Source organism: Bacillus sp. Xin1, from assembly GCF_013314535.1.
Lineage (GTDB): Bacteria > Bacillota > Bacilli > Bacillales > Bacillaceae_G > Bacillus_A.
The window spans coordinates 1-21,756 of the sequence record NZ_JABUAE010000054.1; the positions used below are offsets into that span (position 1 = coordinate 1).

The window sequence follows — 21,756 nt, forward strand, 5'->3', positions numbered from 1 at the left end:
CTTCTATGCCTCTATCAAATGATTTTTGCACCAGAACCGTGTGTACATTAATTTTTCAATCCTGTAAAAATTAAGTGAAGGTTTTTCGTTTGCTTTGAAGAATACCTAACCAAATATGAAAATAGTAATTAGACCGATTACACTTTTATAATGTTTTTTACGAACTAAGACTCAAATATATAACAAAGCAATCACGAGAAAGGAGATTGAAATGAAAAAAAGAAAAGGGTTAATTCTCCCTCTTGTATTAGCTATTTTATTTGGTGCATGTCAACAGAGCGATTTAGAAGAATCCAAAAGTGAAGATTCAAAAGTAATGGACACGGTAATGAACACAGTAGATAAAAAGGACTTTCTTAGTGCCACCGTGGACGACAAAACAAAAATAGTAGAACTTGAAATAGCTGATACAGTAAATACAAGTGAATTAAAAAAGAATATTAACACTCAGTTAAAGAGCTAATATATTAGACCCTATACTATAAATGTTAGTCAAAGAGATATGGACATTGTAAAAATAGAGAACAGATGGGACAACATTTCCAGTTATATTGTGGAAGAATTGTTCCATAAAAAAGGATACAAAGGTTTTTCAATACGGGCTTATATAGAATTGAATCAATCTATCCCGTTTGCTATATATACTCCTATAAATAGTACTGATTCAGGTGCTAAAGAGTTTGGGAAGAAGATTGAGAAAGAAATCGATAATTTACTTAAAACACCGCAAGCACAAAAATGGATTGAAAATGATTTATATACTATTGAAGTTTATAGTCAAGATAATCAAAAAATCAACTAACAAATCTATGAACAGAATATAGGAAACTTAGTATTAATAGGTTAGTATTTGACAAAAAAGACTGGATAAACAATGCCCAGTCTTTTTTACTTGTATATAACTATTAAATTTAAGAAATTGTATTATTTATAATATACTTGTCCACTAGAGAGATATATAGTTCCCCCACCATAATTTTTAAGTCTAAGTTGATAATAATTACTAGAAGCAGTTAAAAGGTGAGAAATAGGAATGTTTAATCCACTTGAAAAGGAACCTTTAACTACATATTCTTCCCACAACGAACTATTTTGAAATACTTGTACTGCCAATCCAGTAGTCTTAGTTTGTGGGGTTCTGTTGCGAAGTTTTATTAAGGTTAAATGGTGCCAACAAAGGGGTATAGCCGAGATACGTGTAAAAATAGGTCATAGGCTTACTTTTATTTCCAACTATGACCTATTGAGCTTATAGAGGGATCGTTTCTTCTATTGGTTGAGGGATTTTCTGTAAATCAATTACATAATCCCCAAAGCGTTTTATATGTCTAGTCATATAAGGACTTAGCCTTTCTAAATCTTGGCGTGAAAAGCGATAACCTTCTTTTTTTAATTGCCATAAAATCATAGTGATATCTACTACATTTTGAAAAATTACAGAATTGGTGATTAAATCATTGTATTTAATACGTTTTTCCTGTTCGATTGGATCGTTTTCCGTAATAATACCATCGCCACCAAAAAACAACCATTTTGAAAAACCATTATAGGCTTCTACTTTATTGGTACTAGCTGTAATTTGTTCGCGTAATTTCATATCTGAAATATACTGAAGAAGGAAGATTGTTCGAATCACTCTTCCAAGCTCTCGAAACGCTTGATATAATCGGTTTTTCTTACTATTGCTACTTAACTTCCTAAGAAGCGTTGAAGGTAATATTTTCCCCATCTTAATTGAAATAACCACTTGGAATAAGTCTTTCCAATGTGTTTCAATTACCCTCCAATTAATTACATCTTTAAATAAAGGGTCTATATGTTTATAATGTGTATGTTTATCTGGACGGAAAAATTTTAAATCTTTCCAATTGCGAATTCTAGGCATAAGATGAATTCCTAATAGATAGGATAAGGCAAATACAGGTGTCGATTGTCCTTGTGTATCCGCATGAAGGGTATCTGGTTGAATATCAGATTTATTTTTTAATAGCCCATCAATAATATATACCGCTTCCCAAACACCACAGGGGATAAAATGACTAAAAAGAGCGATATAATTATCCGCAACATGATGATAGGCAATCCCTCCATATCCGCCATAACGGATGTGGAATTCTGATACTAAATTTTCTATATACATATCATGTTTTGTTCCATCAGCTGAAGCTACTTTTCCCGTTCCCCATAGTTTTGGTAAACTAAATGTATTATATTGATTCAAAACATCCTGAAGTGCCGCATTTAATTTCGGAATATGAATATGCCTACGATTAACAAAAGAAAGCATGTGAGCTGTAATCATATTACGCATATGTTTGGCTGTTTGTGTTGGTCCTAAATTACATCCATATCCAAATGTAGTAACAATGTAACGCTCCGTTGGATCTTCTAATTTAGGATCCGACCCAGATAAAGGACCAAAATGTCTTGTCCAATGAGTCCAATGTTCTACATTGCAAAGTATATCTAATACGGTTCGTTCTGGTAAACGTTGTATAATTTCTTTTTCTAATAATTTACTACTCGTAGACACATTTTTTCGTACTAATCGTTTTAAAATCGGTTCTCCATCTTCTGTTATAATTACCTGGCCATTATTCGGATAATTTAAATCTACGGCATTGGCAACAGCAGTTAATTTCTGTTTCAATTGTTTAACAAAATGAGTAGGAGATGAAGGGAAATTAAGTTCTTTACAATACTCCTTAACTAGCGGTTCACATTCTTCCCAAGGTAGTAACTGTTCCCTATAATCAGCGTATTTTTCAGAACCTTGTACACTTACATCACCTGTTTTTAATTCTGAAGCTAAATAGGAAAATATACAGATTTCAAGACGTTTACGATACAATAAATTAGAAACCTTTCCAATTCGAAGAGTTTGTCTCCATTGCTCGTTTGCGAATGATAAATCAAGATTAGTAGGAAGGTGTTCTACTCTTCGATTTTCATTTAGCAATAAAAATTGTAAAGCTTTTATGAGAGAATCATCCTGAGTTGTTGAATCTATTTTTAACAATGAAATCAATCGAAATAAGGTCTTTCTATGACTGTTATAGAATTTTTCTAATAGAGGAAAATAATTATTCCCGTTATACGAAGAAATGGCCAAGCAATCTTGTTGTAAAGAATCTATACCACCTCTTCTTTCGAATAATTCTGTTATTTCATTTCCTATTATTTTCGTATCATCATACATATGAGTCGTATGTAAAACTTCACTCAATATAGAAATAAGATTTTCACTTATTGAACGCTGTTGTTCTCGTAAAAGACCTAATTCTTCTTTTCCCTTTTTATGTATCCTAGCAACCCTTTTTAAAAACATATCTATTAAGTTATCTCTTGTTACAATTTGTGAACGATAAATAACAGATAATAGTAGTGTATACCTTTTGGCCATATTAAAATCTTTCATTTCCGATGCATCTAAAGCTAGTGCTTCTGATGCGAAGTTCTTGATCTTAGAATTTGGAATTTCTTTTAATAATTCCTCGATGTTTGACATAAACGATGTAATAAAATCTAGTTTGTTTTGTAGCTCTTTCATGTGAGAGATTGAGGAACTTTTAGGTAGTTCTTTAAAATAATTAAAACCTGAATGCTTGGTTTCTTGCGAAGTGCGAAGTAATTCATCAAGTTTATGTTTTTCTTGTTTTGACAACCGATTCATAACAGTATGACACAATCGATTGTTAACTAACGTTCGGACTCGACGAACAAGTCTATCTAAAGTGCTGAATGCTGGCAACTCATAACGTTCTTTAATTAATTCTTCAATGGCAACATTAATTAAGTCTGGAGGATGATCCATCACATGAGAAGCATTATAGATAGCTTTTGTAGCTACATGCAAAGCATCTTTTCCAAATGCATATACTTTTAAATATTGACGGATTTCTTTTTGATGTCGATACATCACTTTTGAATTGAATTTAAGTTCTACTTCATCAGGTATATTAAGACATGATTGAATATGTTGAAGCACTATTGGTGGAATATCCTGAGGCCGTGGAAAATAGCCTAATCGTTGAAAAGATTTCAACATAACTAAACAAATAAAAACTGAACTCTCTCCACGTGCTACACGATGTGCAAATATATTTTCTTCATGTGTAATTGTATAAATTGCTGCAAGTTCTTTCTTAGATATATTTTGTTTAAATCTGGGATATGCTGTACGTTCAACTGAAGTCACTTTTATTCCTCCTGGTTAGAATTATGACAAAAGTAATTATCGATTATTTCATCTTACGCTAAAACGCTTACTTTTGTCTATTATGGGTAGACCCTAATCATCCATCGGTTGGTTATTGAAAACACTCGGTTTCAACTGTATGATTAGGGTGTATGATAAAAGATTAGAAAAATGAGGTGGATTTCTAAAAATGAAAATTGCTTATGCTAGAGTTTCAACTTTAGATCAAAATTTAGATAGACAGATACAAAAATTAAGAGAATTTGGAGCGGAAAAAATATTCACTGAACAAAAATCTGGTGCATCTGTTCACAATAGAGAAGCATTTCAAGAGGCATTACAATTTGTTCGAAGTGGAGATACATTTATGGTAGAAGCGATCGACAGACTTGGACGTAATTATGATGAAATTATTCAGTCTGTTAATTATCTAAAAAGAAAGGAAGTAAAGTTAATTATTACTAGCCTACCTATTATGGCAGAAGCAATTGGAAATTCTTTATTAGATAAATTCATCAAAGATTTAATCATTCAAATCTTGGCTATGATTGCGGAACAGGAACGAACAGAAACGAAAAGGAGACAAGCACAAGGAATTTCGATAGCCAAACAGAAAGGTGTCTATAAAGGAAGGCCAACTATCTATTCTCCAACAGCAAAAGACCCTCAAAAAAGGTTAGTGTACAATCGAGTGGTTGAAATGTTAAATGATGGCGAAGCCATTTCTCATATTGCAAAAGAAAACGGTATAACTAGGCAAACCGTCTACAGAATAAAGCACGATATATCTAGTTAAAACAGTGATTATTTTATCCTGGTTCTCATTTATCACGTAAACAAACGTTTACGTGATAAATGAGAATGAAAACTTAGACGCATGAAGGGGTATCGTCAGGAAATTTACAACGTCAAGGAAATTTCAATATTAAAAAGAGATTTAGTTACCAGTTCTATTTATAACAACTTCAGGAGTGCTTTGTAATTTTTTTACTTCTATAAACATTTTTAAGTTATATACAAAAACCATGCTTTGACACCGTCTAAAGCATGGTAATTATTTAAACTAATATAAAACTGCTAAGTTGATTTTTTTAGCTCATCTATTTATTGAATTCATTAACTGGAAGAAGTATTCAGAGTTATGAGTCTTATTTAGGTTATACCATGCATGTAATGTATCGGGTGCAAATACATCTAGTTTTTTCAGTACTTCCATTGTAAATTCCAAAGGTGCTATTCCTGATGCAGTAACCAAATTCTCACCAGATACCGCAGGTCTCATCTCATAAAATTTTTCTCCTTTATAATTAGGACAGACCATTTTAATATACTCTAAGTCATTGCTTGTATGCTTTCTAGAATCTAAGTATCCCATATTCGCGAGGGCCTCAGTTGCACCACAAATTGCAGCAACAATAGTGCCAATCTTTAAAGCTTCACCAATTTTTTTTAAGATAGGTTGATGAATATCTTCTCTCCAAGTATTCCCTCCAGGTAAGACTAAAAGGTCTTTATTCTCAAGAGTACATTCATCAAGGGAAATATCTGGTTGTATGCTCAGCCCTCCCATCGTAGTAATACCTTCTTTATTCGTTCCTACTGTAACTACTTTTAAAGGTGCTACATCTTTTTTGAAATATCTTCCTGAGTTTAATTCAGCAATTAAGTACCCATATTCCCAGTCTGACATTGTATTAAATACATAAAGATAAACTTTTTTTGTTTGCATCCAATAACACTCCCATCACTATTGATATAACCTATTATAATATACCTTGATGAAATTTTATTAATTCCGATAGTTTTAATAAAGGCTTATCGCACCATATGTCACCTCTAGATGTTTACAAACAATAAAGTTTAATTAACAATAAAGTCATTTAAAAACACCAGTCATGTTATTTACATTGAATTCCTATTTCAACGAGAATCAATAAGAATCTCAAGTGGAAAGTTGCAGTGTCAGGTTGACTTATTTTTGATTTATAATGGGATTTATTGGAGCAAATTGTTTAGAAATAAATGTCGTTTGGAAAGGTGCTTTTTTATGTATACCATTGGAAGGTTTTCAAATCTGTGTGATGTACCTGTGAAAACAATTCGTTACTATAGTGATATTGGTTTACTCGAACCTTCTTATGTAGATCCTGAGACGAGCTATCGTTACTATGACTACGATAAGATGAAAGAGTTAAAAACTATCCTAGTGCTTAAAGACTGCCAGTTTTCGTTAAACGAAATTGAGCAAGTTTTAAAAGATAAAGATATGAAAGGTCTAGATGTAAGATTAAAGAAAAAAACAGAAGAGTTAAAGTATCAACAAGAACAAATCAACAAGCAAATTAACAACATCCAGCAAATACAGAAGTTCATAAAGAATGATGAAACATTCATTCCTGAGCCCACTCTGTCAAGTTGTTACATAGAGGAGCGAAAAGATATGCAGGTTGTGTCTATTCGCAAAACAATAAACATGTTTGAAATGGACAAACTCGTTAAAATGTTGTTTGAAAGGATATATGCATATCAGTTTAATATGGATGGGGAGCTACTAGCTATTTTTCATCAAAAAGACTGGAGACAAAAGAAAGCAGATGTTGAATTACTTTTACCCGTAAAAGTCGATAAAAATGCGGAGTATCTTACGAGAGTACCTGGAGGAATGTATGCATGTGTCAATGTAAAAGGTCCTTATTCAGAACTCCACTATGGTTACAATCGTTTAAAGGCATGGGTGGCAGAACAATCCCTTCATGTTAAAGGAATGTATATGGAACAGTATATAAAGGGACTCGTTCCATCCAAAGTAGTGAATCCAATAAATATTAAGCCGAACAATGAGGTACATCCAAATGATTTTTTGACAAAAGTGTTTGTAAAGGTAAAGACGCAGAGTAAGTGAATAACGAATTGAGGTTAACTCTCCATTTACTGGAGAGTTTATTCTGCTTATAGCAAGGTATATATGTCTTGCTATTAAAATGCAGAATGGGGAGCTTTGAATGAATGCGTATACAGGGGAATTTACTTATCTTAAGGGAAGTTCGTATGAAATTGGAAAACAGCAAGCATTAGAATACTATGAAAGTGCACACATTAAGGAAATTTTTTTTAGAGGACAATCTGATCCTACCAAAGCGTATCTAGAAATCAGGTCCCAAATTGAGGAGTATTGCCCGGGATTAAATGAGGAATTAGAGGGTTTTGCGGAAGGTTTTGGTTATAAACCAAACCAATTAAAGTTTTATGATGATGCCTGGTTAATACCTGGAGGGTGTAGTCTAGGGGCCATTTTGCCCCCAAAAATGTCTGATGGTAAAACATACGTATTACGAAACTACGACCTCTCTCCTGATATTTCAGATATGCGCCTTTGTACAACTAAAGTAGATGGAAGATACACGCATACCGGTTTCTCTGTTTCTACATTTGGTCGAAGTGAAGGATTAAACGAGAAAGGCTTATGTGTAGCGTTTGCTTCGTGTGGCATGCCGATAGGTAAATATCCAGGTATGAGAAAACCAGTAGTTATTGGGTTGCAGTTTATGGTGGTTGTTAGGGCCATACTAGAGACGTGTAAAAATAGTGAAGAAGCCGTCTATGCTGTGAAAAATATGCCTGTTGGGACCAATATGAATTTACTTTTAGCGGATGCAAATGGTGAGGCAGCTTTAGTTGGAACATATGACGGAGTTAAAATAGTTAAAAAAGCAGAACTGGATTATTTAATTGCAACAAATCATGGGCTATTTCCTGAAATTGAAAATCTTGAACCAGGCAAGCTAGAACAATCTCAACTACGATATAATATTTTAGAGAATAAATTTAGTGCCAATGGTAAAAGAACTGCTTGTGAAATTAAAGAACTTCTTTCAACTGAGTTTCCGAAAGGGGTGTCCATTCATAATTATACAGAAAACTTTGGAACAGTGCATTCAATTTTGTTTAATCTAACTGATTGCCAACTGGAGTTTTCCTATGGTTCTCCTTTACATAATAAATTATATCAGATAAACGTTGGTGATAATTTTCAAAAGACACGAATTCCAGTTGAATTTTGTAACAAGAATTATGGACCGGAGTTTTGGAGAATATCGAGATAATAAATTTAAAATCATAGATATTGTTTAAAGTGAAGCACTGTATCTTGCTACTAAAGGTAGTTTTAGTTCAATGTGTCCTAAGTACTAAGCTAATATGAGTTATGTACATATTCAAGAAACAGGCGCAATTGTGGAAGAACACTTAGTTTTTAAATGACTTTATTGTTGTTGGTTTGAGAAAAATAATATTAAATGAAGAAAATTAAACAACTATTTTAGAACACCATTCTATTTTCGAACAGTGTTCTATGTGTATTTAGATTTTCAAGATTAAACAACTTTATTGTATGTCAACACTAGGTTGGGAACATATTAATTTACTAGGAGAATACCATTTTAATTCAGAGAAAGTTGGTCTCGTTAGTCTCGTTAGATTCTTTAAGACCGTTGAAACTTTCTTAGCGTTGTTAAAAACGGGGGAATTGTCTTGAAAATGGGCCTACCGTTATGAATGCACATTTTCTTGCCGGTACCCGATAAAGGAGTTTTATAAAAAACAAAAAATCCGATTCGAAATTGAATTGGGAATAAAAGTAAGTCTATGACCTATTTTTACACGTATCTCGGCTGTACCCCTTCAAAGAGACTCCGCCTTTTCAACGTACAATGAACTTCGACAATTACTAGCTACTTCCTAAAAATTGTTCCTCATTTACCAACCTGTTTATGCTTTTTTTAAACTTTGCAACAGAACCATGATTTCTATGGCTCAGTACAACGTTGTTATTTTTGCTTAGAAATTTTATCAAATTCTTCATCAATACGCTTATTAACAGCTTTAAAATACCTTCCAATAATACCGCCTATATATGCAAAGGCAAAACATACTGTAATAATAATAAAGAGAGAAATATTTCTAGTGATTAAGCAATATATCGAACCAATCAGATATAAACCCAAAAAAATTTTAGGGAAATGTACTTGATGTAGAAAATACTGTAAACCTCCAATTAATAATAAAAGAATCAAACCAAAGAGTGTTACTTGAATAATAAGCAAAACTTGAATATCCATTACCGCTTCGCTCCTTCTATCTAGTTAATTCAAAGGTAGATATTTTTAAATCTTTTTCTTTTGGTAAAGTAACACTCTGTTCTAATTTACCATTATTGATATTGTACTTTTGAATTATCCCTTCACTCTTATTTTCCCCATCGTATAAAGATAAAATATGTAAGGAATTTTTGTTAATTAAAGCTTTCATATTTATAATTGGATTTTTATTTTTTTGTTCTAATTTAAAATGATTGGTAATTTCTTCTCCAGATATAACGACAACTTCTCCACTATAATACAATATAAAGACTTTACCATTATCTTCAAGTACTTGAAATACTTTTGATTTTGTAGGAAGTTCTAATTCTTTTATGGAATCCTCAAAAATGGTAAACATTTTTCCTTTATCAGAAACTAAATATATCTTATCACCAGATACAGCCATACTCTTATGACCGACTTGTGGTTTATTTCCTAAGTTAAATGCTTTAACCGCTTCTCCATTTGAATCTATTTTTAATACTTGTTCCTGCTCAATTGATGGATCGAAGGTTAGTACATAATAAAAATCTTTGTAACTTATACCAGTGGTAAAAAAGCCTTTCTCATACTTAAATTCTTTTTGGTTCTCTCCTTCAACATTGACTAAACCACTTTTGTAATAAGGTTTATTGTCTTTAACAAATTGACCACCATTCGTTATAAAATGTATTCCGTTTGGGTTAGCAAATGAATTAGTAATTCCCCAACTAGAAGGAATGCTATGCTTTTGAACACTCTTGTTATCAAAGGTATAGTAGTTACCACTATATCTGGACGAGAAATATAATATATTGTTTTGAAATATTAGGTTTTCTAAACCAATATCTTTAACAGGAAATTCTTCTATAGCCTTACCTGATTGGTCATATGTTATTAACTTACTTGTTGGATTAGTAAAAGATGTATAAACCACCGTGTATGTATTATTCTCTTCATGTATCTTTACTTCCTGCTTATTTACTTTTTGTGTATTGAAGGGAATAGCTTTTCTAAAACCAAAAAAGATTACTAGGGTTTCTTTGCCCATCCCCTCGGAATGGGGGAATAGCAAGCATGGATTTGAAATAGAGAAAATTCTAACTGATTTCCATAAAAAAGAACTAAAGAATTATTCTCTTTAGCTCTCTTTTCCTGCTAATTTATTATCTATTTCTGAAGTATCTACACCTTCTCCAAACCAATCACATAACTTGTTTTTAGCTAAATCCTTAATATCCTGATCAATATACATAACAACTTGCATAAGAGCAATTCCTAATGTGCCTAAATCATCTGCATAACCAATCACTGGAATAGCATCTGGAATCAAATCTAACGGAAGAATAAAATAACCTAAAGCACCAAGGATAATCCCTTTTGTCTTCATTGGAACGGTATCTTTTTGAAGAGTGTAATACAATAATAAAACCGCATAAACCACATTAGCTCCTGCTTTTTTACCATACTTTTTTACTTTATCCCAAAACTTTGAATCTGAATAATGTTTACTAGATCTCGTTAATTCCTCTTCTAATTGATCTTTTGAATAATCCATAAACCAATCCCCCAATCTATAAATAATGGTATCCAATCAAATTGTACTAAATAACACTAAATAAATATAGTAGTCCAAATAATATACAGGTTTAAGCAGACATACCCTGGGACACTTCTTAAAAGTACTTTTCTTATCCCCCCCTTTTTTCGAGGGGATGGGCAAAAACACTCTGCTATGGAACTTAAAACAAATTTTAACAAATTAACACCACATGTGAACACATGAATTCACATGTTTACACACAGATTCATGTGTGATATTATAAACATGTAATCACATGTGAACACAAATTGATATTAAAGGTGGAATAAAGATGAAGTCTAATGTTTGGTTAGTACGCCCCCTGCCCCACGGTTCCAATCACATGCAAGATTTCTTAAGGCTAAATCGAATTGCTGTAGGTTATCCAGTAGGAAAGAACTTATCCAAATTCAGTTATGAGCAAATTCGTGAACTTCTTCATCAACATAGTTGGGAAGAGGGAATCGGTAATTTGAACTCGCTTGTACACATAATGAAAGTTGGCGACTTAGTTGTTGTTCCAGATGGTAACAAAAAAGACGTTTATTTCGGTCAAATAGATAGTGACTATATTTACGAGTCTTCACTTGATGAAGATAAGGAAGGAAGTGGATACCCTCATCAGCGAGTTGTTAAATGGTTCTTTAACAAAAAACCACTGTTACGTTCTGAACTACCTGAGGAACTAAAAGGTTCAATGCGTTATCCTGGAACTATAGCGGATCTAACTAAACACTACGAAATCATCTTAGGTGTAATAAATGGTAATAAAAAGCCTCAAGGTGATACTTCTCTTGAGGAGAAAGCATTACAAGTCATCAAAGAATATCTTGATAGTGAAGATCCTCTAATTCGCTTAAGAGCAGCAGAAATCATTTTAAACAGATAAATAGCCATTAATCCTTTGTTGGAAAAGACCACTCAGTCATTGTGGTCTTTTTGTTTGTAAAAATACACTTTATGACATAGCTAAAAATTTAGAATTTTTCATTTCAAAAATACGACTTATAATTATTTGAAATGTTTCAATTGAAATGTATATGTTTTGACATACTCATTTTTAAAAGAAGTTACAACCCTTGATTTATAAAGATTTTTTCAATAATTTGTTTGCCCATCCCCCAGTTCGGGGGGATGGGCAAAGATACCCTAATAAAGCTAAGTAGGTTACTTTATATCCCACACCGTTCAGATAAAATTAAATTACCTTTTTTATTACTTTAGGGTAACTTTTGAATTTAAATCCCGCATAATTCAGATAAAACTGCATTTTGTAATTGACCATCCCATGTAATGTATTGGTTTATATCCCACATGGTTCAGATAAAACTCAGGTTATCTTAAAAACTCAAACTCTAACAGCAGTCTTTATATCCCATACAGTTCAGATAAAACCTTCTTTTTTATTGCCTAGTATCAGTTTTACATTTAACTTTATATCCCATATAGTTCAGATAAAACCACTGCATCTACATATTGAATAATTGCATTATTATTCTTTATATCCCATATAGTTCAGATAAAACTCTTGGGCACTCCCTTGATAAGTGCTCATACTTTGAGCTTTATATCCCATATAGTTCAGATAAAACGTAAATGTCTGACTGGAGCGTAGCGGAAGGAATTTACTTTATATCCCACATAGTTCAGATAAAACAAGAAAACAGAAGTTTACTCCAAAGAAGAAGCTAACTTTATATCCCACATAGTTCAGATAAAACTGACATTAATAATCTATCAGTTGCAACGTTATATGCCTTTATATCCCACATAGTTCAGATAAAACCCTATCCATATACGGATGATACACCTTATGATATCAACATTTTACTATGTGTATCAATCCGTATTTTGCAGCGAACCATTGATTGTGTTTTTGTATTCTCTTACAACATGCTGAAAGAGCTTGTCATATCAAGGTTTTCAGCATGTTTTATAAAGACGAGGTTTACTGCAAAATTATGAAAGTACCACATGATTTTTATCTTTACTATATGGAAGCAAAAAAATCTTTCTTTGCACAGAAATATTTTTCCATTTATTTCTACAGATTTATTGAATCTTAATTTTTGAATACATTATAATAATTCTATATGGAAGATTAAGGAGGGAAATAATGAGATTGAAAGTAAGCTTTACTTGCAAAGTAATTCCTCTCTCGTATCGTTTTATGTTTGTGAGTTTTATCAAAGAAGCTCTAAAAACATCAAACGCAGTATATGCAGAGAATCTATATATCTTTGAGAATAAACCGAATAAAAAAAGTAAGAATTTTACGTTTTCCGTTTATCTTAAAGACTATGTTTTAGAAAATGATGAATTCCTCCTTCAGAACGGATTGGACTGGATTATTAGTTCACCTGATTCTGAATTCATTTCTTACTTAGTAGATGGTTTAAACGAAATTAAAGAATTTCAGTACAAAGGATACAAACTACAGAAGAAGAACATATCTATACTACCGGAAGTCAAAGTGAAAAGTGATACGGTTGTATTCCGCACCCTTTCCCCTATTTTTATTAAAGACCGAGATGGGAAACCTCTTGCTCCAACAGAAGAAGGTTATGAAGAGAGTTTCAATTATATTTGTGATATGACTTTGCGTAATTATCATGGAGAAGGCTTGAAAAAACCTTTGCAATTCATACCTATGAATTTAACAAAACAAGTTGTAAAAGAAAAATTTGATAATACCCCCAATCACCAGCACTTTGAAGCTTATAAAGGAACATTCTTGTTAAAAGGAGACCCAGAAGACTTAGAAATCCTTCGACAAATTGGTACATCCTTCAAAAAGTCACAAGGGTACGGCTGCGTGTCCGTGGAGTACCAATGATTCGGTTATATTTAGAGGATTGGGCTACGAACACTGGTATTTTGGGGTTTTATCGTATTTTAGAGCATGCTGAAACAGATTTATTTGAAGTCGAAGAGACATATATAGACTTTGATCCAAAATTGCTTCAAGACTTTCCGGAATGGTTTTTCAATTATGCTTTTGATATGTTTTCTGTTGCAAATGAAAAAGAAGATAAGATGAATGCTTATCTAACATACGCTACATCCAACTTTAAACGTTTTAAAGATTTTATCTTTGCTGATATTAAAAGTACAGAAAATAAGTTGAATAAACGTTTACCAATTGAAGGTGGAACCTTAAAAGAGCTGTTTAGCAGAAAAAAAGATGTATCAACTATTGAAGAATTAAAAACAGTCACAAGTGATTATCTAGCGTTGTTAAAGCAAGATCAAGTAAATGAAGTACTAACATTAAATATGATTCGGTTTCATTTAGGAGAACTGCATGGTCAAACAAGTTTTTTACAAAGATCACGCAGTACCCTGAATCGTTCAGAACATGAAGAATTCCTTACAAAAGATTTCGTCCAACCTATTTTACTAGAACAAGAGGTTCTTGCTGTTCTTCATTCTTTTAACAGTACAAATGAAGCAATAGAAAGCTTAAACAAAGTGATACATCAATCTGATGATAACAATTTTAAAAAGTTAGCGAAACAAACAATTACGAAACTAAAGAAGGATGAATTACTGTATTGTCCTGTTATTGAGGGGCAATTTGCTCTTACAGATTACACAGAGGCGGTATTTCTTCCGAATGCAGTCAGTATTGCAAATGCAACGAATTACACATGGAATAATCAAAAAACGTTTCCTATATCTAATCTTTATCGATTAATCATGTTTTGTTCTGTTTTTGGGCTCCATAGAGATCAAATAGACAAAGATACAGTAGTTTATTCCTTTATTCAAACCGATGAGGATTTTGATACACTAGCGGAAATAAATGATTTATTTGTCACTAATAAAAAGCAAAACAATCCTTTTGAAGTGTTTTTATACGACACATTAAAAGAATCCAAAGATAAAGCAAATTGGATCTCTAAAAATATGTTAATTGTTGAATTCCAAAACAGTGGAAAAAAGACGAATCTTACTCAGAATTTTTTATCAGAACATGCCATTCAATACCTTCAAGAGCGTGGAGGGAAAGAGCTCGATCATATTAAATATCCACCGTTTCGGAACGTAATCCTACGTAAATTATTAAATGGAGAGCATTTTTTTCGTGATATCACTAACCAATTGAGGAAAAACGTAGATAACAATTATTCCAGTTATGATACGTATGCGGCCACTTTGGCTATGTTTCATTTAAATAGAATAAAGGAGTGTTACGGCATGTCTAACGAAACACGAGAAGCGCAATATGAATCTATGCAAAAGAGAGTCCAGTATGCACTAATGGATGGACGCGAAGTACGTAGAAGACTTACTGAACGTAGAATGGAGAATAAGATTCCAGGCATTACTTACCGTCTGTTAAATGCCTTAACTACCAATAACCGTCAACAATTCTTTGAAACATTATTCCGCACCTTTTTATTAGTTGAAAAGAACACTTCTATGTATGTGGATGCTACAAGGGAACATAGTAATGAATTTGAAGGTATTGCAAGTGCTTTACTATCCGGATTAAATGACAAACCCTATAAAAAAGAAGTGGAGGAAGCAAACTAATGGCTGGATTAACATTAACGATCGTATTTCAAGGAGATTCATTAAATTATGGAGAAGGAATTGGTAACATCTCCGAATTAAAGAAATTTAATCGTGGAAATGGAGATGTTCATACATTTGCTTCAAGGCAAGCTATTCGATACGATATGATTCGTTTAGGAGCCGAGCGTTATGGTTGGAACTTGGATACAGTTGGCCGAGACAAAGGTGAAGGGGAAGGAAAAAGTAAAAGCGTAGTCCAATATTCTCCTAGTGCTACCATTCAAGAATCAGAAGAAATGGATTTATTTGGGTACATGAAAACTGTAAAAGGTGACATGGGGAACAAACGCCCGGCTAGCATTCGGTTGTCTCATGCTGTTTCTCTTGAACCGTACCGGGGAGACTTAGAATTCTTAACAAATTTAGGACATGCTTCACGTATCAAAGAAAACCCAAATATCGCAACATCTGAGCGGCATACAAGTTTATATTCTTATACCATTACTATTGATTTAGATAAAATTGGTGTAGATGGAGAAATTGAATTACCACGTGAAGAAAAGGCAAGACGAATCAAAGAATTCTTAGAAATTGTATTTTCCTTAAATCGTAATATCCGAGGGCGACAAGAAGATTTATCCCCTTTGTTTGTAATTGGTGGTCTGTATGCTATTAATCAACCATATTTCTTAGGACGTACACAATTAGTTCCGACAAAACGTGAATACCGTTTAAATTCTATTATGCTACAAGAAATTTTAGAACGTCGCAGTATGGGACGGACTGTACAAGAACAAACGCATGTTGGTCTGTTATCTGGTGTTTTCGTAAATGAAGGGGAGTTACGAAATCTTGTTTCAAGCGACTCAACCCATACAATTCAAGGTATGCTAGATTATCTATTACAACAAGTGGAGAATTATTATGTCGGCTAGTGCAGCGTTACGAATAGAGTTATATCAACAAACCGCGTGTTACAAGAAACCAATGGCACAAAAAGCAAAGGAAACCTATCCTCTTCCACCGTATAGTACGGTGAAGGGGTTCCTTCACTATGTATTAGGTGCAAATGAATTAATTCCAATGGAAATCAGCATCCAAGGTACTCACGAAGGAAAGCTGTTTGATTTGCAAACACATCATTTTTACAAGTCAAAAGAAGTTACAACAATGCCCATGCATGTTCATATGTTGAAAGAAATCTCCCTTATTTTCCATGTACGTGCCGAACAAGGTGTATTGGAACAATTACAAAAAGCATTAGAAAATATCAATGAAGCACCAAGCCTTGGTCGACGTGAAGATTTGGCGGTCATTGAAGACGTGAAAAAAGTAACGTTGAAAGAAAGACATACAAAAGAAATCATTACACTAAAAAATGATTTCTTTATACCACGTCATTGTATTGTTGATCGCCTTGATTATATGAATTATAAAGGGATTTCATATCGATTAAATACGGTATATCAAGTGAAACAAGGAATTCGTACTTGGGAGACGGTTCAAACGCAGTTCTTCCGTAAAGGAGAAGGATTAAATTCACCTCAGTATATGGAAGATGAAGATGGCTATATTGTATTTTTCCATGCCTTATGAGTAGGCATGGATTTTTTTCAGGAGGAAAAAACATGGAAGATTTCATTTACGCAAAGTGGGATCAGCAAACAAGAGAGTTTGAAACATTACAAGAACATATAGGGCGGGTATTAGAAAATTTATCTTTACTAAAACACTCGTATGGTTCTTTTTTGTCAGAAGAGATCTGGCAACTGGCACAAGTAGCTGCACAATACCACGATGCAGGAAAAATTTATGAGGGGTTTCAACAAATTATTAAGCTCAATATGGGGTTATCCCTTTTAACGAAACAAGAAATTGAAAAGAAATATCCTAATGTTCCTCATGCTTTTATTTCCTTACTTTGTGTTCCATTCTTAGAATTACATTATTCCCAAAGTACAGAACGGGTTGTGAAAGAGGCAATTGCACATCATCATGTACGAAACGTAATGTTTGATGCCCAAATACTAAATGTAGTTTTACCAGATTTAAAAGGGAAAATAGACCGTTTGAAGCAAGAATTGTGCTGTTCTGTTAATAAAGATCTTGATACTACAACTATAGGTTGGAAGCCAATTAAGAAAAAAGATAAAGAATATCTTCTTCTTGTGCTTGTAAAGGGACTTTTAAATCGTGTAGATCATGCGGCTTCTGCAGGAGAACTTGTGGAATATCATGCGGACAAGGGAGTTGGGACTTATGTCGATGAATTCCTAAAAAAGAATGGTCATAAACCACGCAATCTACAACTCTTTTCTTACGAGAATCGAAACAAGAATATTGTGGCTGTTGCACAAACTGGTATGGGAAAAACAGAAGCTTCTCTATTTTGGATTGATGAAGCTAAAGGGTTTATTACACTTCCTATACGCGTAAGTTTAAATGCCTTGTATGAGCGTATAACAAATGGAATGGGATATGTAGATGAAGAGGGGCAAGCGATTGCTGGATTGCTACATAGTGGAAGCGTGGATTTTCTACAGACATTAAACAATGATTACGAAACCAATGAACTTATCTATGAACAGTCTCGTTTATTGAGTAAAAAGTTAACATTTAGCACCATTGATCAAATTTTAAAGTTTCCATTTTTATTTCGAGGGTATGAGAAATACTTGGCAACAATGGCGTACTCTAAGATAGTTTTAGATGAAATACAAGGTTATTCTCCGAAAATCTTAGCTGTTATACTCAAAGCAATGGAAATGATTCACCAGATAGGTGGCAGATTTATGATTATGACCGCTACACTTCCTACTGTTTTTATGGAAACAATGGAGAAGCGAGGCAAAATCAAGGTAAGTGATTATATAAAAGGAGCGTTCTATAATGACTTAATTCGTCATCGCATATCTATACGTAAAACAAAGATCGATGAGGATTTAGAACATATTCGCGAAGCTGGACGAAATAAACGTGTATTGATTATTGCTAATACCGTAAAAGAAGCAAAACGTATATACGGGTTACTTAATAATGAAAATGTAAGGTTGTTGCACACGCAATTTATTCAGAAGGATCGTGCTGTCTTAGAAGAAGAAATTAAGAAATTCGCACCAAATGATAAAAACCGTGAAAAACAGAGTGGTATTTGGATTGCCACACAGCTTGTAGAAGCTTCATTAGATATTGATTTTGATTTGTTATTTACTGAAATCTCTACATTAGATAGCTTATTTCAGCGTTTAGGTCGTTGTTATCGCGGAAGAGAATATAAGGACATAGAACCTAATGTTTTTGTTTATACAAAAGCAGAAGGGATAGGGACCGTTTATCATGAGGATATTGTAAATAACGGTTTAAGACTTTTAGAACCCTTTAATGAACAAAAACTACATGAAAAAACAAAAATGGAGCTTGTCGAAACATTATATAAAACAGAAAACCTAAGTAAAAAATACTTAGACGAATTCTATCAAGCTTTAAAGATATTAGATAAACTTCCACTAAACGATATGGGAAATACAGAAGCACAAAAGTTGCTGCGTGATATTGATAATTATCAAGTTATTCCCTGTTCTATATATGTAGAGAATCGTGAGCTATTTACTACATTTAAACAGGAAAAAGATTCGAAACAGCGAAAATTATTACGAATGCAAATCGAAAAGCTTACAACCTCTATTTCTAGAAAACAGGTTCAACGATACGGAATCGAAACAAAAGAAATTGATATTCCCGGACTTCAATACATTCACCTTTTAAATTGTAAGTACGATTTTGATAAAGAAAAGATAACAGGAACAGGAATTGTACTTCCGTAATTTTGCAGTGAACCTCGTTTTTACAGAAAATGCAGAAACCCTTGATGTGACAAGGTCTTTCGGCATGTTTTAAGAGAATTCAAAAACACAATCAATGGTTCACTGCAAAATACTGATTGATACCTATGGCAAAATGTTGCTATCATAAGGTGTATCATCCGTATCTAGATAGGGTTTTATCTGAACTATGTGGGATTTAAATGTAAATGCCACGCCTCAAGATGGTGGTGTAACAAAAGGTTTTATCTGAACTATGTGGGATTTAAATACCACGCTTAAACTAATAGCTTCCTCAACTGACTTGTTTTATCTGAGCTATGTGGGATTTAAATACCACGCTTAAACTAATAGCTTCCTCAACTGACTTGTTTTATCTGAGCTATGTGGGATTTAAATTTTGATAGGAACAAGTAAATGCCGATTGGTATACCAGTTTTATCTAAACTACGTGGGATTTAAATTACGACGGCTATCCTTATGTTTGGGCAGGAAGAGCGTTTTATCTAAACTTAGTGGGATATAAATGATCGTATAGATATAGACGATACAAAAAATTCTGTTGTTTTATCTGAACTATGTAGGATATAAAGGTTGATAACCCAGCACCCGGAGATTTAGTATTTTTGCTTTATCTAAACTAAGTGGGATATAAAGAATGAATTGAATGTACTTAACATACAAAACTCCCCCGGTTTATCTGAACTATGTGGGATATAAAGTACTGTTATAACGACAACACGTATGTCGACGAGGTAGTTTTATCTAAACTATACGGGATATAAATGATACAATGTAAGGTGAACAGCCATTGTTTAAGTTGAGTTTTATCTGAACTATGTGGGATGTAAATGCATCAATGATCAATGTTAAGTTTTGAACAATTGTAGTTTTATCTGCACTATTTGGGATATAAAGTGGTAATATCTTAATAGATTTCCAGCAATGCGTCAGCTTTATCTGAACTAAGTGGAATTTGAATTTTTAAAAGTATTAATACTGTTGTTAGCGAAACACTTAAGAAGAGCTTGTGGTCATAAATTTTTAGAGGAAGCATCCAAATAGGATGCTTTTTTCTTTGTTATATAAAATTTATATAATAAACATGAAATTGAACAAAGTGGACAATTGAAAATATAGTACCTCATATATTGATTCATAGCCAAAATGTTTTAAACAAACGTTTGTTTAATTTTTCCACAATTGATTTCCTCATCATATAAGTAAAAAAGAGATAAGAACACTTTTTTTAAGTGCATTATCTCTTTTCGAATATGCATTTCATATCCCATGTGAATTTACCACATATTTCAATGGGACTTACAGATTGCTCTTCAAAAAAATTATAACTTACATTTTGTGAAAAATATACAATTTTCAATCCTTTCAAAAATTCATGGTCATAATGTCAGTGACTTATATATATTAAAGAATTATATTTAGTGATAACAAGAAATTCATTTTCTTATAGTTTATTAAATATGAATATAAATATAGGTTTTTAGGTAAGAATCCCATATTCTTCTATATCTACACATATCTATATTTTTACTAATTTATTATGATATCGATGTTGATTTAAAGTGATTTGTACGAAATGTAAAAATGGAATTTTCTAGGAATTCAACACAATGAATTGTTCTGTTTTCTTAATTCACAAAAATTTCAAAAATAAAATCTTTAAATGTTAATATTTGTTATATAATGAACTTGTCACACCAGTCATTAAGTAGTTTCCCTGTTATGTCTGTTGAAATAGTTTGTTTGTCCCTTATTAACATTATCTCAAAAAGAACTTGTAGTGATTTCTACAAGTTCTTTTTGTTTTTCTTATTGAATTGGAACAGAAACTTTCAAACATTCATTTACCATAAAAAGGAATAAATATTTTTCCATGTTTCGTAGCATATTAAAACCGTAGGAGGTGATACATATGGTTAAAAAGAATAACAGAAATAATAATGAAGTATTGGTTCAAGGTGCTGAGAACGCAATTAATCAAATGAAGTACGAGATTGCACAAGAATTTGGCGTACAACTTGGTCCAGATACAACATCTCGTGCAAATGGTTCTGTTGGTGGTGAAATCACAAAACGTTTAGTAGCTATGGCGGAACAACAACTTGGTGGAGGATTCACTCATTAATTTCACCTAAAGTTATTAAAAGTTACAGTAAGTTGTAGCATATATTTTTTTACCTGTATTTAGTTTATAAATTTAGATACTTCACGATAAGCATTCAAATAGGGTACTTTTTCTTTGTTATATAGAAACTACATAATAAACGTGAAATTAAACAAAATGAACATAATGATATTTGTGGCTTATATTCGCAGTTTAAATGCCTTTAAACAAACGCTTGATTAAACACTTATGAAATGTATTAATATGGTTATACCTTTGCGAATGTTTTTTTGAGCTAAATTCTCATAAATAACTGTATAAAAGTAAAGTTCTTGTTTTGGACATTTAATTTCGTTAGGCTGATGACTATGGGGCGCGACCCTTACTTAATA

The 21,756-nt window shown here is 32.7% G+C and carries 15 protein-coding genes and 1 pseudogene; 11 read left to right on the forward strand and 5 right to left on the reverse strand.

Going from position 1 to position 21,756, the window contains the following annotated elements; genetic code table 11:
* The first annotated feature begins 211 nt into the window (after positions 1-211).
* Positions 212-802: pseudogene (locus HRG09_RS25015) on the forward strand (DUF4030 domain-containing protein).
* Positions 803-1,249: 447 nt separating this feature from the next.
* Here HRG09_RS25015 and HRG09_RS25020 read toward each other — a convergent pair.
* Complete coding sequence (locus HRG09_RS25020; protein WP_174103546.1) at positions 1,250-4,198, reverse strand: Tn3 family transposase; 2,949 nt, start codon at positions 4,196-4,198, stop codon at positions 1,250-1,252.
* 190 nt (positions 4,199-4,388) lie between these two features.
* Between HRG09_RS25020 and HRG09_RS25025 the strand changes: the two genes are divergently transcribed.
* Positions 4,389-4,994 (forward strand): recombinase family protein, encoded by a 606-nt coding sequence (locus HRG09_RS25025; RefSeq protein ID WP_174103547.1) that lies wholly within the window; start codon positions 4,389-4,391, stop codon positions 4,992-4,994.
* 300 nt (positions 4,995-5,294) lie between these two features.
* On the opposite strand, the gene HRG09_RS25030 is transcribed toward HRG09_RS25025, so the two are convergent.
* Positions 5,295-5,927: a type 1 glutamine amidotransferase family protein gene (locus HRG09_RS25030; protein ID WP_174103548.1), complete on the reverse strand. Its 633-nt coding sequence runs from the start codon at positions 5,925-5,927 to the stop codon at positions 5,295-5,297.
* Between the two features lie 318 nt (positions 5,928-6,245).
* Here HRG09_RS25030 and HRG09_RS25035 point away from each other — a divergent pair, with 318 nt between their 5' ends.
* The gene (locus tag HRG09_RS25035; RefSeq protein WP_174103549.1) at positions 6,246-7,100 is read left to right on the forward strand and encodes a MerR family transcriptional regulator; all 855 of its coding nucleotides are present in this window, start codon (positions 6,246-6,248) and stop codon (positions 7,098-7,100) included.
* A gap of 100 nt (positions 7,101-7,200) precedes the next feature.
* Complete coding sequence (locus tag HRG09_RS25040; RefSeq protein ID WP_254610174.1) at positions 7,201-8,301, forward strand: C45 family autoproteolytic acyltransferase/hydrolase; 1,101 nt, start codon at positions 7,201-7,203, stop codon at positions 8,299-8,301.
* Positions 8,302-9,024: 723 nt separating this feature from the next.
* On the opposite strand, the gene HRG09_RS25045 is transcribed toward HRG09_RS25040, so the two are convergent.
* The 3 genes from HRG09_RS25045 to HRG09_RS25055 all read right to left on the reverse strand — a co-directional run bounded on the left by HRG09_RS25045 (position 9,025) and on the right by HRG09_RS25055 (position 10,873).
* Positions 9,025-9,315: a hypothetical protein gene (locus HRG09_RS25045; protein ID WP_174103550.1), complete on the reverse strand. Its 291-nt coding sequence runs from the start codon at positions 9,313-9,315 to the stop codon at positions 9,025-9,027.
* Positions 9,316-9,331: 16 nt separating this feature from the next.
* The gene (locus tag HRG09_RS25050; protein WP_174103551.1) at positions 9,332-10,366 is read right to left on the reverse strand and encodes a hypothetical protein; all 1,035 of its coding nucleotides are present in this window, start codon (positions 10,364-10,366) and stop codon (positions 9,332-9,334) included.
* 90 nt (positions 10,367-10,456) lie between these two features.
* Positions 10,457-10,873 (reverse strand): YkvA family protein, encoded by a 417-nt coding sequence (locus tag HRG09_RS25055; RefSeq protein WP_078387186.1) that lies wholly within the window; start codon positions 10,871-10,873, stop codon positions 10,457-10,459.
* Between the two features lie 316 nt (positions 10,874-11,189).
* Between HRG09_RS25055 and HRG09_RS25060 the strand changes: the two genes are divergently transcribed.
* The 7 genes from HRG09_RS25060 (at position 11,190) to HRG09_RS25090 (ending at position 21,385) form a co-directional block, all read left to right on the forward strand.
* Entirely contained in the window at positions 11,190-11,786 is a 597-nt protein-coding gene (locus HRG09_RS25060) for a restriction endonuclease (RefSeq protein WP_098689246.1), read from the forward strand.
* A 1,227-nt stretch (positions 11,787-13,013) separates the two neighbouring features.
* Positions 13,014-13,733 (forward strand): CRISPR-associated endoribonuclease Cas6, encoded by a 720-nt coding sequence (cas6, locus tag HRG09_RS25065; protein ID WP_174103552.1) that lies wholly within the window; start codon positions 13,014-13,016, stop codon positions 13,731-13,733.
* Positions 13,730-15,436, forward strand: coding sequence for a type I-B CRISPR-associated protein Cas8b1/Cst1 (gene cas8a1, locus HRG09_RS25070; protein WP_174103553.1), 1,707 nt, complete (start codon positions 13,730-13,732; stop codon positions 15,434-15,436). The genes cas6 and cas8a1 overlap by 4 nt, the downstream gene beginning before the upstream one ends.
* Entirely contained in the window at positions 15,436-16,353 is a 918-nt protein-coding gene (gene cas7i, locus HRG09_RS25075; RefSeq protein ID WP_174103554.1) for a type I-B CRISPR-associated protein Cas7/Cst2/DevR, read from the forward strand. The genes cas8a1 and cas7i overlap by 1 nt, the downstream gene beginning before the upstream one ends.
* Positions 16,343-17,014 carry a type I-B CRISPR-associated protein Cas5b gene (cas5b, locus tag HRG09_RS25080; protein ID WP_174103555.1) on the forward strand — a complete coding sequence of 224 codons (672 nt, stop codon included), beginning with the start codon at positions 16,343-16,345 and terminating at the stop codon, positions 17,012-17,014. Before cas7i ends, cas5b begins: the two co-directional genes overlap by 11 nt.
* 32 nt (positions 17,015-17,046) lie before the next feature.
* A complete protein-coding gene (cas3, locus tag HRG09_RS25085; protein ID WP_174103556.1) occupies positions 17,047-19,242 on the forward strand; it encodes a CRISPR-associated helicase Cas3' in 2,196 nt (731 codons plus the stop codon).
* Positions 19,243-21,172: 1,930 nt separating this feature from the next.
* Entirely contained in the window at positions 21,173-21,385 is a 213-nt protein-coding gene (locus HRG09_RS25090) for an alpha/beta-type small acid-soluble spore protein (protein WP_174103557.1), read from the forward strand.
* Positions 21,386-21,756 lie beyond the last annotated feature (371 nt).

Coding starts and splice junctions, on each gene's coding strand:
- HRG09_RS25025 (WP_174103547.1), top strand. CDS start 4,389: ATGAAAATTGCTTATGCTAGAGTTTCAACTTTAGATCAAAATTTAGAT.
- HRG09_RS25030 (WP_174103548.1), bottom strand. CDS start 5,927: ATGCAAACAAAAAAAGTTTATCTTTATGTATTTAATACAATGTCAGAC.
- HRG09_RS25035 (WP_174103549.1), top strand. CDS start 6,246: ATGTATACCATTGGAAGGTTTTCAAATCTGTGTGATGTACCTGTGAAA.
- HRG09_RS25040 (WP_254610174.1), top strand. CDS start 7,201: ATGAATGCGTATACAGGGGAATTTACTTATCTTAAGGGAAGTTCGTAT.
- HRG09_RS25045 (WP_174103550.1), bottom strand. CDS start 9,315: ATGGATATTCAAGTTTTGCTTATTATTCAAGTAACACTCTTTGGTTTG.
- HRG09_RS25050 (WP_174103551.1), bottom strand. CDS start 10,366: ATGGGCAAAGAAACCCTAGTAATCTTTTTTGGTTTTAGAAAAGCTATT.
- HRG09_RS25055 (WP_078387186.1), bottom strand. CDS start 10,873: ATGGATTATTCAAAAGATCAATTAGAAGAGGAATTAACGAGATCTAGT.
- HRG09_RS25060 (WP_098689246.1), top strand. CDS start 11,190: ATGAAGTCTAATGTTTGGTTAGTACGCCCCCTGCCCCACGGTTCCAAT.
- cas6 (WP_174103552.1), top strand. CDS start 13,014: ATGAGATTGAAAGTAAGCTTTACTTGCAAAGTAATTCCTCTCTCGTAT.
- cas8a1 (WP_174103553.1), top strand. CDS start 13,730: ATGATTCGGTTATATTTAGAGGATTGGGCTACGAACACTGGTATTTTG.
- cas7i (WP_174103554.1), top strand. CDS start 15,436: ATGGCTGGATTAACATTAACGATCGTATTTCAAGGAGATTCATTAAAT.
- cas5b (WP_174103555.1), top strand. CDS start 16,343: ATGTCGGCTAGTGCAGCGTTACGAATAGAGTTATATCAACAAACCGCG.
- cas3 (WP_174103556.1), top strand. CDS start 17,047: ATGGAAGATTTCATTTACGCAAAGTGGGATCAGCAAACAAGAGAGTTT.
- HRG09_RS25090 (WP_174103557.1), top strand. CDS start 21,173: ATGGTTAAAAAGAATAACAGAAATAATAATGAAGTATTGGTTCAAGGT.